Here is a 13,764-nt window from a genome sequence, read left to right as displayed (position 1 = left end):
TGCTTAATTTTGTGTTATGGATAAATCAAAAGGTTCAAGAAGTAATTTAATACAATCCGCATTTCCCAATCAGTCGCTAGAAACAGCAGCTAGTAATGAGTTGATGAATGCAAAAAAACGACCATGTGATCATAGGCTCGAACAAGCAACGTTAGGTGCTCTCATTTTAGAAAAAGAGGCTCTTAATGAGGTGATTGAAGTTCTCAAAGCAGAGACTTTCGATCGTGAAGCTCATCAAATGATTTACAATGCGATTGTAGGTATCTTCAATAGATCTGAACCTGTTGATGCCATGACAATAGTGACTGAACTAAAAAAGAAAGGGGAGCTAGAGAAAGCAGGAGGTGTTTCTTATGTGGCTCAACTTTCTAATAATGTCACATCATCAGCCAATGTTGTTCATTATGCTAGAATTTTACAGGAATACTCAATCAAAAGAAAATTGATAAGTGTATCCAATGAAATTCAACAAAGAGCCTATGATGATACTACTGATGTTTTTGATCTTTTAGATAAGATGGAAAACTCACTATTTGAAGTCTCTGAAGAAAATGTTCGTAAAAACTATGTCGGAATGAGTGATGTAGTAAAAGAAGTTTTCATGGAGCTTGAATCATTAAAAGACAATGGTGATGGCATGACAGGTGTTCCTTCTGGATTTACAGGTTTAGATAGAGTAACATCTGGATGGCAACCTTCTGATTTAATCATTATTGCGGCTCGTCCTGCAATGGGTAAAACAGCCTTTATTTTATCCGCTTGTCGTAATGCATCTGTTGGTTTTCAAAAAGCAACAGCAATCTTCTCTTTGGAGATGTCTGCAGCACAACTTGTAAAACGTTTGGTATCTGCTGAAGCCGAACTAGAAAGTGAAAAACTTAAAAAAGGTAACCTAAGTGATGAAGAGTGGAGAAGATTAGTAGACAAAACAGGTCAACTTTCTTCAGCTCCAATATATATTGATGACACTCCTGCATTAACGGTTCTTGAATTAAGAGCAAAATGTAGAAGATTAAAAGCACAACATGATATACAGCTAATCGTTATCGATTATCTTCAATTGATGAGTGCTGGAGACAATAAATCCAAAGGTAATCGTGAACAAGAAATTGCCTTCATTTCACGTTCCCTTAAACAAATTGCGAAGGAATTGAATGTAGCAGTAATTGCTTTATCTCAATTATCTAGAGCAGTAGAAACTAGGGGTGGAGACAAGAGACCTCAACTATCCGATCTTCGTGAATCTGGTTCAATTGAGCAAGATGCTGATATGGTAATGTTCTTATATCGTCCTGAATACTATGGTTTAGATGAGGATGAAGAAGGTAATTCTACTAAAGGAATGGGTGAAGTTATTATTTCTAAAAACCGTAGTGGTGGATTGGAAAATGTTCGCCTTAAATTTATTGGACAATACACCAAATTTACGGATTGGGAAGAAAGCTCTTTCATGGGTGATGACATGATGGGAGGTATGGATATGGGTGGCTTCGCAGGTGCTCCAATTCCTGCTAATATGCCAAGTGGAGAAGTAACATTCGATCAAATGAATGCATTGCCTCCTGATCTTAATTTAGATGATGCTAACCAGAATGATGATCAACCGATGACATTCCCTTCTAAATTAAATAGGAATGAAGATAATAATAACAATGTTCCTCCTCCATCAAATGATCCTCCTTTTTAAAATAAATGAATAAATATTTTTAAGAATATATATCACTCATCTTTATTGTGTTTAATTACATTTCGATAAATTTATACGTAAAGATGAGTTATTTTTTATCACTATATTTTTTACATCCTCGTTTAGAATACAAATTCACTTCTTAATACTTTCTTTTTGTATAAAACTAAGTTTTACATATTATTTGGAATCGCTTTTATTTTCTCAGCTTGTGTATCTTACAAAGATTTAGAGAAAGAAAACTCCTTATTGGTTAAACAACGAATAGAAGGTGTTAAGTATGCTGATAAATCAATATTAGAAGAGTTAATCAGAAACCAACCCAACAGAACATTTTTAGGTACTGGTCTTCGAACTCCTTTAGCTGCTTATCAAAAAGGGGCAAAGTATTATGAGAAACAATCTGTTAAGGACAGTGTCAAATTATCAGATTTAAATGATTATTATGAAACGCTAATTAGCTATAAAGAAGAAGAGTTATTAAATACAATAGAAACAAACAGAGCTCAACTCGATAGTTTATATCAACTAGACCTCTATACTACTTACAGTGAAATTCATAGTTTAGAAAAAAGAAGTATAAAAGACTCAGTACGAGGCATTAGAAAACTTAGAAAAATAAAATCTAAATCTATTTCAAAAACAGAGAAATTAAATCAAAGACTTGAAAAAGGAAATTGGTTAATGAGGTCAGCAGGTGAGCCTCCTTCTTATTTTAATCAAAAAGGGTCGGAAAATGCAGCAATAAGTATACAAAAGTATTTAGTCACAAAAGGCTATTTAAATGCAACTGTTACGCATAGTTTTGATACTGTTAGTACCGAATATTATCCTTTCATAAGAGAAATTTATTCTATTGATGAACAAAAACCTTGGATAATAAATAAAATAGTTCTTGATATTAATGATAAAGAAGTATTGAATTTAATTCAGACGTATGACCGTAAATCTAAACTGAAGAAGAAGACCCAATATTCAGAATCAAAATTACAAGTTGAAAGAAATCGAATAACTAAGCTTTTAAAGAATAATGGTTATTTTGATTTTAATTCAAATTATATCAAATATGAAGTGGACACTAATAAGACGCATGGGTTAGTTGATGTAAAATTGATTATTACTCCACCTGTTGATAAGGAATCGCATACTAAATACTATGTCAAGGACATTAAAATAGAAACAGATCCTAATGATCAATCGGAAACTGATTCTACTGAATATAATGACATCACATATATACAACATTCCAAAAAGTACAAAGAAAAAATATTAAACGGGAAGATGGCTTTAAAAGAGTCAAAACCATTTAATGAATCATTGACTAATGATACACGTTTCTTTTTAAGTCAAATGGATGCCTTCAAATTTGTGAATATAGAATATATCAAGCAAGGAGAAGACTCATTAAACGCTCATATCTATACTAGCTCATTTAACAAATATCAATATGCTTTTGAAACAGGTTTGAACGTTAGTAGATCGTTGCCGGGTCCTTTTGCAAGTATATCATTAAAGAGTAGAAATATATTTAGAGGAGCAGAATCTTTAGAATTTAGAGGTCGTTTTTCATTAGAAGCACAAGCTTCGGTAACAGAAACTAGTGATGAATTATATAATGGAACAGAATATGGTTTCAGTACTATTTTAAAAATTCCTAGACCATTAATTCCTTTTTCATCAAAACTTAATGATCTCTACTACTATAGAACAGCTAAAACTAAGATCTTAACGGATTTAGCATATGTTAGTAGACCCGAATACACAAGATTAAACCTAAAAGGTCAGTTTGGTTATGAATGGAGAAATAGAAAAGAAGATCTTTTTGAATTTTCTTTAGCTGATTTGAATGCTATTAGAACTCCATATTTAAGTAATGACTTTAGAGTTCGTCTTCAACAATTGGCCGAACAAGGAAACACCTTACACTATTCTTTTGATAACTCATTTGTATCAAGTTCACACCTAAGTTTATCTAGAATGAGAGGTGATTATGTGAATGGCACATCAAAAGCCACTTACATTAAATTGTTTGGAGAGATTGGTGGTAATTTCCTAGATCTCGTAAATGATTGGACAGGTAGTCAAGCTGGTTCTATTTATGGTTTGCGCTATTATAAATTCTATAAATTATATTTTGATCTTAGAAGAGTAGTTCCAATTGGGGAGAAGAAGAAACATATTTTTGCCTCAAGAATCCATATGGGTGTTGCTAAATCATATGGAGAAGTAGATGCATTACCCTATGAAAAATACTTCTTTTCAGGTGGTGGTAATTCAAATAGAGCTTGGCGACCAAGAAGATTGGGACCAGGTTCATATACACCTCCACAAAGAGAAAATGGCACTTTTGATTATAGCTATGAACAACCTGGAGATATGATCATGGAGTTTAATGTTGAATGGAGATATAAAATTTCTAGACTATTACAATGGGCCTTTTTTATTGATGCCTCCAATGTTTGGTTGCTTGAAGAAGATAAAACACGACCGGGTGGTAACTTTGAACTTTCAAGATTTTGGAAAGAATTTGGAGTTGGAGCTGGTTTAGGTGCTAGAATAGATTTCTCATTTTTAATTATTCGTTTAGATGTAGGCACAAAAATTTATGATCCTGCAAGACAAGAAGGTTCAAGATTTATTGCAGGCTATGATTTTCTAGGAAAAGGCACAACAGAATTTAATATAGGTATTGGTTATCCGTTCTAATGCTTATTTTTGCAGAAAAATAAATAAATGAGTTCAGTAATAATATTATTAGGAGCAAACCTTGGTAACAAGCTGCTCACCTTAAATAAAGCAGTTGAATTAATTATTAAATATATCGGTGATATTGATTTAATCTCTGATATCTATGAAACTGCCGCTTGGGGTAAAGAAAACCAACCGTCTTATTATAATCAAACAATAAAAGTATCTACCAATATTTCTCCACAAGAATTAATTCTGATAACACAGCAGATAGAGAATGAATTAGGAAGAATACGTAAAGAAAAATGGGGGGCACGAATAATTGATGTCGATATATTATTTTATGATAATGATATAATTGAAACAGAGAATTTAATTGTTCCACATCCATATATTCAAGATAGAAGGTTCACATTAGAACCATTAACAGAAATTATCCCGAAGTATATTCACCCTGTTTTAAATCTCAGTATAAGTGAATTACTTTTGCAATGTAAAGATCCATTGTCTGTAAAACGCTTACAAAAAGTAATGGACTAAATTATACCAAAATGGCAAGAAGAAAGAAAAATATCGTTTTAGAAAATATAGAAATCATCGATATCGGTGCTGAAGGTAAAGCAATAGCTAAAACAGAAGATAATATGACTGTTTTTGTTACTGGTGCGGTAACAGGTGATATTTGTGATTTACAAGTGACTAAAAAGCGTAAATCATTTATGGAAGCTAGACCTATACAGTTCCATAAAAAATCTGATTTACGTGTAGATGCTTTTTGTGAGCATTTTGGTGAATGTGGTGGTTGTAAGTGGCAAATGTTAGGTTATGAATCTCAATTGCATTACAAGCACAAACAAGTAGAGGATCAATTAACTAGAATAGGTAAAATTGAACTCCCTGAGTTTAATCCCATCTTAGGTTCTGAAAAAACTAAAGAGTACAGAAATAAAATGGATTATACTTTTACATCAAATAGATGGTTGACAAAAGAGCAACTTGATTCTGGTGATGAAAGTATTGAACATAGAGGTGTTGGTTTACACTTGCCTGGTATGTGGAATAAAGTTCTTCATTTAAACGATTGTTTTCTACAAAATCAGCCCGCTGATAAAATAAGAAAATCAATATATCAATTTATTCTAGATAATGATTTAACTACTTTTGATCATTATGAGCATACTGGATTATTGAGAAACTTAATTATAAGAACTTCTTCTACTAAAGATCTTATGGTTATGGTTCAGTTTTATGATGATAACAAAGAACAAATAGATTTAGTGATGAATCATTTAAAAGATTCATTCCCTGAAATCACCTCTTTACTATATGTTATTAATCAAAAGAGAAATGATTCTTACCAAGACTTAACCTTCAATGTATTCAATGGTAAACCATATATTGAAGAAGAAATGGAAGGATTACGTTTTAGAGTAGGACCAAAATCTTTCTATCAAACAAACTCTGAACAAGCCTATACTTTATATAAGGTTGCTAGAGATTTTGCTCAATTAACGGGTGAGGAAAGAGTTTATGATTTATATACAGGTACGGGTACAATTGCTCAGTTTGTTTCTAAACAAGCCAAAGAGGTAATAGGTATCGAATATGTTGAAGATGCTATTAAGGACGCACACATTAATGCAGACTTAAATGGTATTACTAACTGTAAATTCTTTGCTGGTGATATGAAAGATATTCTGACAAAGAAATTTATTAAAGAACATGGTAGTCCTGATGTTATTATTACAGATCCTCCTAGAGCAGGTATGCATGAGGATGTGATCAACCAAATACTAGAGGTAGAACCTAAAAGAATTGTTTATGTTAGCTGTAACCCAGCTACACAAGCAAGAGACTTAGCTTTACTTGATGGGAAATATAAAGTCACTCAAGTTACTCCTGTAGATATGTTCCCTCAAACGTATCATGTTGAGAATGTTGTAGCATTAGAGTTAAGATAGTCAACCAAAGACAAAAAAGGGTGATACAATAAAATGTATCACCCTTTTTTCATTTATATAAATTCATTTTTTACAATGATAAATTTATCTCCAACTTTTAACTTATCGTTACCTTTCTGTTCTTCATATATCGTCTTCAATAAAAAAACATCTTCCCAAGTTACATTTTCGGGATTTTTATCTAAAGCCTTAAACAATCTTCTTGTCAGAGTAAAGAAACCATCCCCATATTGGATAGTCATAACAATTTGAGAAACATCAATTGTATGAGACTTTATAATTTTCTTCTCATCACTTGCTGTTGCATTTACTGTAAATAATTGAATAGCAAATAGGGTAGTAGCTAAAATTTTTAAAATAGACTTTTTCATAGTTTGAAGAATTTGTTCTTTTAATTAATCGACTTTTCAAAAGTATAGTAACATTGTTACATATCCAAATAATTTATTAAATATTTTAGATTTAATAAATTGTATATCAGTTAGTTAAATACATTAAGAGGAGAGGGGCAATTATTTGATTTTTCGTTTTTATTTTTGAATCAATTGAATAAAATTCATTAAAATAGAATGAGTATATATTATTCAAAATCAATAAGGCTGTATTCAAATTGGAATTTGTACTGTGATGACACAAAAGCATTTCAGAATTCCTAGAAGGATATTACTAAATACTCCATACTTTAAAGTCTATGAAATTGAATAAGCGAAATTACTTAACTAGAAGATGAGTATAAAAGATATGTATGAATTCCTATTTAACATAACATAAATTATATTATATATATTGTACTGCATAGTAAGAGGGATTTACTAGCTATTATGTCCAACCTAGTAAACGTTCCATACATTTCTGCATAATAATGTATTCGTTTTGTGGCGTTAAGGTATTTTTAGTGGTTTTTTTCAATATTTTCCAATCGTGCTTAGAATCTTCATTTAATTGATCGCTAACGCATATTATACCTATAGATTTAGCTTCGCAAAAACTCGTTATTTCATCGATAAATGACTGATTTAAAGGGATTCCTATGTAAAAATGATCACAGTATTGAGACTTTTGTTCAATTTTAAGTTTGTTTTTTTTGAAATCATCCAAGTTCGTAACTACTTCAATACCAACAAACTGAGGTCTTTCTTTTGTTATTTTATTCGGTTTACATAATGATAATATATCAATCTCTGTATAAGCCCCTAATCTAAAACTAATTAGATGTTCATGTTTAAAAGTGAAATCTTCTGCATATGTTCTAGCTAACCATTGTTCAGACCTCAATGCATTAATAATATTTGCTCTAGCGACATTTTCAGATGAAACTTGGTATTTTTCCATCTTCTTCAAATCTTCCCAATATTTATCTAATGAATTTGTTTTAACATGATCATTCTTATTAGAATCAGTAAGCTGATAAGGCACTACAAATTGAGATTTCAATTTATCTTTTACTACAGTATGTTCCTCTGTCTTTTTTCGTCCCCTTTCTGTCTTCCCTCCTTTTAATGGTCTATATATGTTCCATAACTCACGTAATTCATGTCTCATATTTTCACCAGAGATCATTTTTTCTTTCACCTCATCAACTATTCGTTGTGGGGCTATTGTTCTAACCTTACTAAAGGTCTCTAATTGTTCTGGAGTAGTTTTAACGTGTGCCTCATCCATATCTTCTACATCATTAATACCTAATAATTCAGCATATAACTTTGCTCCAGATCTAGCTCTCCATAATGTAGAAATATTAATCCCATTTTTTCTTGATAAATCCTTCACATATTCTGTAAAAGACCTTGCTCTTAGTTTATATAAATGAGTAGATTCTATTTTATCTAATAATTTAGCCACCCTTAGCCAATTACGTCTATCCTTTTGAATTAAGATTTCAAATTCTAATTCAATTTGTTCTAATTGATATATATTCATAGTTGCAAGTTGCAACCTAAATAGAATAAAATCAACAAGAATGATGGTTATTGTAAATCTTTTATGTAATTTTTCATACAACTTTGAAAACCTTGAAAAAATTACTACTCCTTTTATTCGTCTCTTTTATTGTACATCCTATTTTTTCACAGGATGTTTTATCATTATTTGCCACAAATGGACCTCAAGCACAGCAAAGAAGCTTAGAGGTATTTAGACGTTACTCCACTCCCCTAACCCAAAGTTATGCTTGGTCAACAAGTCTAGGATGGATGTATACTGCACGTCCCCATAAACCCATAGGTTTCGATATATCAGTCTCTACTGCAGGAATAATAATGCCTGATAATGCTCTTTACTTTAATGTTGATGATATAGAAGGTGTAAGAGTTATTTCTGGTAATAAAAACCTTCCTACTTTTTTTGGTAGCAATACACAAGAAACTGTCATCGGTATAAAAAATGATGATGGATCTGAAGCTGTCATCCCTGCATCTAAAGGTATAAATATTGACTTTTCAGTTTTACCATCAATAAAGATTGGTTTAGGTGTAGGTCAGAATACTGAGTTGATTGGAAAGCTTTTTCCTAAGGTTGAGTATAATGGCATTGTCATTAAAATGTGGGGTGCCGGATTTAAACACAACATTGCAGAATGGTTTTTCAACGAGAAATCACCATTTGATTTCAGTTTATTTGCCGGTTATACCCAATTGGAAGGACAATACCCTTTAGATAATTCTCAGATAGCTCCTGTTGTTGATCCTGGGTTATTAATGTTTGAAACAAAGGGAGGAAATTTTGAGGCAATGCTTTCTAAAACACTTCCATTGCTTACTATATATACAAGTGCTGGTTATGTTTATACTAAAAATGAGACAAAATTGAAAGGGGACTATACGCTTTTAAATCTTACAGATGAAAGCCTAAATATTCCGGATGATGAAATTTTAGATATTTATAGGCTTCAATCTTGGAAATTTACCGCTGGTTTGATGTTTAAAATCGGTTTAGTTTACTTTAATGGTGATTATACTTTTGGTTGGTCACATCAAATTAATGTGGGTTTGGGGCTCACAATGAAATAAATGCTGGTAATTTCTGTTAAGGTTTCTTAAATCAAGGAATATTATTACCCGTATAATGGTTAAATAAACGATTTTTGTATTTGGATTTAGAAAACGTGCGTGTATTAAATGAACATTGGGTCATAATATGACGTTTTACTAAATATTAAAGATTGTAATTATAATAATGTTTCAAACATTAAAATAAGACTATATCGTGGATTTATTTGAAAAACTTCTTCAGGACAGAGGACCGCTAGGGTCACATTCCAAAATGGCTCATGGTTATTATGCTTTCCCTAAACTTGAAGGAGAAATTGCTCCTCGCATGACCTTCAGAGGAAAAGAAGTATTGACTTGGAGTTTAAACAACTATTTGGGACTAGCAAACCACCCTGAAATTAGAAAAGTTGATGCTGATGCTGCTGCTGAATTCGGTTTAGCTTACCCTATGGGTGCACGTATGATGTCAGGAAATTCGAACCTAATTGAAGAATTTGAATCTGAATTAAGTTCTTTCGTTGGTAAAGAAGATACAATGGTTTTAAACTTTGGTTACCAAGGTATCATGTCTGTTATTGATGCAGTACTTGACAGAAAAGATGTTGTAGTATACGATTCAGAGTGTCACGCTTGTATTATTGATGGTTTGAGAATGCATGTTGGTAAAAGATTTGTATTCCCACACAATGACATCGAGAACTGTGAAAAACAATTACAAAGAGCTACTAAATTAGTAGAGCAAACAGGTGGTGCTATTCTTTTAATTACTGAAGGTGTATTCGGTATGTTGGGTGACCAAGGTAAATTAAAAGAAATTTGTGACCTTAAAGATAAATATCAATTCCGCATGTTAGTAGACGATGCTCACGGATTTGGTACATTAGGTAAAACAGGTGCTGGTGCAGGTGAAGAACAAGGATGTCAAGATAAAATTGATATTTACTTCTCTACATTTGCAAAATCAATGGCTTCGGTTGGTGCATTTATTTCATCAGACGAACAAGTTATTGAATATTTAAGATACAACACTCGTTCTCAAATTTTCGCGAAAACTTTACCTATGCCATTGGTTAAAGGTAACCTTAAGCGTTTAGAAATGTTGAGAACAATGCCAGAGCTTAAAGATAAACTTTGGGAAGTTGCTACTCATTTACAAGACGGTTTGACTAAAAATGGTTTTAATATTGGTAAAACAGATACTCCTGTTACTCCAGTATTCTTACAAGGTGGTCAAAACGAAGCAGTAAATATGATTATGGATTTAAGAGAAAATTATAATATTTTCTGTTCTGTAGTTGTGTACCCTGTAGTACCTAAAGATGTTATCATGCTTCGCTTAATTCCTACATCATCTCACTCTATTGCAGATGTTGAAGAAACAATTACAGCATTTAAGGCAGTAAAACATAAACTTGAATCAGGTGAGTATGCGAAAGCAGAACCTCAAATTTTCTCATAGAGAATTAAGATTCAATTAGATGATAAAAGGATAGGAATTCGTGAAAAAAAACGGGTTTTTATCCTTTTTTTTGTGCTGAAAAATTGTGCAATATCAAAGAAAATGTATAAATTGTGATATATATATTTTAATTCATCGATAGAAATTTTTTAGTAAAATGGACAAATTCACAGAACTAAAAGAGCTTATCCAGCAAACTGAAGAGGACGCTCAAAAATTCTACAATAACAAAGTAGCAGCCGCTGGAACTCGTGTAAGAAAAAACATGCAAGATATCAAAAAGCTTGCTCAAGATATCCGTCTTGATATCCAAGAGATCAAAAACAACGGTTAATTCCTGTTTAGATCGAATAATAAAAAAGGGGATGATTTTAATATCATCCCCTTTTTTTATTTATGCATTTTATGTAAAATATCAACTGCTTCACGTATTCGTTCTGTAAAAGAAACTTGATCATAAGTTAGTTTCATTTCAAAAGATGAAACATCTTGGTGTTCTCCTAATGCTACTCTACATGTAGCATAAGATTGTGAAATTAATTGATCTAAAATTTTTGAAATTCCATAAGTAAAAGAGAATAAATAATCGAATTCTTTTTTAATAAAATTCTCAATATTTGATTCAGGACTTTTCTTATTCCAATTAACTTTTGAAAGTGGTATTACTTTGTAACCAAAAGGAACATCAAATTCGATCTTTTTTTCTTCTGTTATAAAAACAAATTCAATATTATTTACTCCTTTTGGTAGAATTTTATCTACTATCTTACTTTCATTTAAAAGTGATCTTAATTGTTCGAGATCTTTTATATAAAAAATTAAACCAACTGACTTGGCATCTTTTAATGGTAAATTATTATTATGTTCTCTCTTAGAATCTAATCTTTTATTAAATAATTGATTACCTAATACTTTATTTTTAAAAATTTGTATCATTATTCGTTAGTTATCATTTTTGCAAAATCGTCTTCAGTCAATATTGTGATACCAAGTTCTGTGGCTTTTTTAAGCTTAGAGCCTGCTTTTTCGCCAGCAACAAGGTAATCAACATTTTTGGTTATACTAGTTTTTACACTGCCTCCATTTTTTTTGATTTCAGCATGCATCTCATTTCGGGAATAAATAGAGAATTTACCAGTACAAACAAATGATTTACCATCTAAGGTATCTTTTACATCTTGTTTTTCAAGTTCAAATTTAATACCTGCATTTTTTAGTTTCTCTAGGAAAAAAAGTTGTAATTCTGAATTAAAAAACTTTTTTACTTCCACTGCAACTGTTCCACCTACATCATATAGTTCGGCAATTTCTTCTTCAGATGCATCAGCTAACGCATCAATTGTTGTAAATGCTTCTGCTAATTTTTCTGATATAGTACTACCTACGCTTCTAATACCTAAAGCAAATATAACTTGTTCATAAGGAATATTTTTTGATTCCTCTATTCCTGCTAATAATTTACTTATTGATTTATCTCCAAATCGATCTAACTGATTCAAATCTTCTGGTTTTAATGAGTACAGGTCTCCTGCATCTTTTATCAAACCGATTTTTATGAGTTGATCGATTGTTTCTCCACCTAATGAATCAATATTCATCGCTTTACGAGAAACAAAGTGTTGAATTCTGCCTTTAATTTGAGGTATACACTCCCAATTTCTACAATAATGTTGGGCCTCCCCTTCTTTTCTTTCTAGTTCAGAATTACAAGAAGGACAATGAGAGATATATTCTACTTTTTTTGCAGATTCTTTTCTAGCTAGTTTATCTACACCTGTAATTTTAGGTATGATCTCCCCTCCTTTTTCAACATATACAATATCTTCATAATGTAAATCCAACCTTTCGATTTCATTGGCATTATGTAAAGAGGCTCTTCTAACCGTAGTACCTGCTAATTGAACAGGTGCTAAATTTGCAACAGGAGTGATTGCACCAGTTCTTCCAACTTGATAAGTTATTGATAACAAAGGAGTTTTGGCTGCTTCTGCTTTATATTTATAAGCAATTGCCCATCGTGGACTCTTTGCAGTATTGCCTAATTTATTATGCAACTCCATTTTATTTACCTTAATAACAACACCATCAGTTTCTAAAGGTAAATCTTTTCTTTTCTCACTCCATTGATTAATATAATCCCAAACTTCATCTATATCGGATCTAACTTCAAAAGTATCAGGAATATTAAAACCCCAATTTTTTAAAGCTTCTAATCCTTCAAAATGAGACGTGATTTTCTCATCTTCAGAAGCAATTTGATATGCATACATATCTAATTGTTTTTCTGATACTTTTTTTGGATCTAACTGTTTTAGTGCACCTGCCGCTGCATTTCGGGGATTAGCTAAAAGAGGTTGTTCTTTATTTCCTTTTGATCTCCTAATTTCATTTTCTTCTGAGATTTTTATATTATTTTTCTCAAAAGAGGTTTTACTCATAAATACTTCTCCTCTTACTTCAAGAATTGGAGGACAATCTCCCAATATTTGTAATGGAATACTCTTTATTGTTCTAGCATTTCTAGTTATATCATCGCCTTTAACTCCATCACCTCTAGTAACTGCTCTAACTAAAATTCCATTTTCATAAGTAAGACTTAACGCTACTCCATCGTATTTTAATTCACATACATATTCAACTTCATCAATAGTTAAATCTTTTTTAATTCTATCGTTAAAGTCAATTAAATCTTCTTTATCATAAGTATTAGATAAAGAAAGCATTGGTAAATTATGTGCTACATTTTCAAAGTTTTTTGACGGTTCACCTCCAACCCTTTGGGAAGGCGAGGTCACTTTTAATAAGGAAGTATGATTTTTTTCTAATAAAATTAATTCATTCATTAAATCATCATACTCTTGATCTGAAATATCAGGAGTACCTTCCCTATATTTAATATCTAATTTATTTAATAATTTAGATAGTTCTTCTACTCTTTTCTCCGCCTCTTTGAAAGTCATAACTTATGAAATAAATAAT

General features: G+C 31.5%; 11 protein-coding genes. 7 read left to right on the top strand and 4 right to left on the bottom strand.

The window, feature by feature from the left end:
* Positions 1 to 103 precede the first annotated feature (103 nt).
* From dnaB to rlmD, 4 genes are all read left to right on the top strand, one after another.
* Entirely contained in the window at positions 104 to 1,687 is a 1,584-nt protein-coding gene (gene dnaB, locus NH26_RS03590) for a replicative DNA helicase (RefSeq protein ID WP_242427345.1), read from the top strand.
* Positions 1,688 to 1,843: 156 nt separating this feature from the next.
* Complete coding sequence (gene tamL, locus NH26_RS03585) at positions 1,844 to 4,393, top strand: translocation and assembly module lipoprotein TamL (protein WP_044225309.1); 2,550 nt, start codon at positions 1,844 to 1,846, stop codon at positions 4,391 to 4,393.
* Between the two features lie 27 nt (positions 4,394 to 4,420).
* On the top strand, positions 4,421 to 4,915 hold the full coding sequence (gene folK, locus NH26_RS03580; RefSeq protein ID WP_044225311.1) for a 2-amino-4-hydroxy-6-hydroxymethyldihydropteridine diphosphokinase: 495 nt from the start codon (positions 4,421 to 4,423) through the stop codon (positions 4,913 to 4,915).
* 11 nt (positions 4,916 to 4,926) lie between these two features.
* Positions 4,927 to 6,336, top strand: coding sequence for a 23S rRNA (uracil(1939)-C(5))-methyltransferase RlmD (rlmD, locus tag NH26_RS03575; protein ID WP_044225313.1), 1,410 nt, complete (start codon positions 4,927 to 4,929; stop codon positions 6,334 to 6,336).
* Between the two features lie 53 nt (positions 6,337 to 6,389).
* Here the strand turns inward: rlmD and NH26_RS03570 are convergent, their stop codons facing one another.
* Positions 6,390 to 6,707, bottom strand: a complete 318-nt coding sequence (locus NH26_RS03570) for a hypothetical protein (RefSeq protein WP_044225315.1) — start codon at positions 6,705 to 6,707, stop codon at positions 6,390 to 6,392.
* Positions 6,708 to 7,155: 448 nt separating this feature from the next.
* Complete coding sequence (locus tag NH26_RS03565; RefSeq protein WP_044225317.1) at positions 7,156 to 8,256, bottom strand: hypothetical protein; 1,101 nt, start codon at positions 8,254 to 8,256, stop codon at positions 7,156 to 7,158.
* 92 nt (positions 8,257 to 8,348) lie between these two features.
* Here NH26_RS03565 and NH26_RS03560 point away from each other — a divergent pair, with 92 nt between their 5' ends.
* The 3 genes from NH26_RS03560 (at position 8,349) to NH26_RS03550 (ending at position 11,119) form a co-directional block, all read left to right on the top strand.
* Positions 8,349 to 9,344, top strand: coding sequence for a DUF6588 family protein (locus NH26_RS03560; protein WP_139262835.1), 996 nt, complete (start codon positions 8,349 to 8,351; stop codon positions 9,342 to 9,344).
* Between the two features lie 196 nt (positions 9,345 to 9,540).
* Positions 9,541 to 10,785: an aminotransferase class I/II-fold pyridoxal phosphate-dependent enzyme gene (locus tag NH26_RS03555; protein ID WP_044225321.1), complete on the top strand. Its 1,245-nt coding sequence runs from the start codon at positions 9,541 to 9,543 to the stop codon at positions 10,783 to 10,785.
* A 157-nt stretch (positions 10,786 to 10,942) separates the two neighbouring features.
* Entirely contained in the window at positions 10,943 to 11,119 is a 177-nt protein-coding gene (locus NH26_RS03550) for a hypothetical protein (RefSeq protein ID WP_044225324.1), read from the top strand.
* Between the two features lie 56 nt (positions 11,120 to 11,175).
* Here NH26_RS03550 and NH26_RS03545 read toward each other — a convergent pair whose 3' ends face one another.
* Positions 11,176 to 11,721: a DUF6913 domain-containing protein gene (locus NH26_RS03545; protein ID WP_044225326.1), complete on the bottom strand. Its 546-nt coding sequence runs from the start codon at positions 11,719 to 11,721 to the stop codon at positions 11,176 to 11,178.
* Positions 11,721 to 13,745, bottom strand: a complete 2,025-nt coding sequence (gene ligA, locus NH26_RS03540; protein WP_044225328.1) for an NAD-dependent DNA ligase LigA — start codon at positions 13,743 to 13,745, stop codon at positions 11,721 to 11,723. The genes NH26_RS03545 and ligA overlap by 1 nt, the downstream gene beginning before the upstream one ends.
* Positions 13,746 to 13,764: the final 19 nt, after the last annotated feature.

The sequence above is a fragment of the Flammeovirga pacifica genome, assembly GCF_000807855.2.
In the GTDB taxonomy this organism is placed as follows: Bacteria; Bacteroidota; Bacteroidia; order Cytophagales; family Flammeovirgaceae; genus Flammeovirga; species Flammeovirga pacifica.
This window is presented reverse-complemented; position numbering and strand designations above follow the sequence as displayed.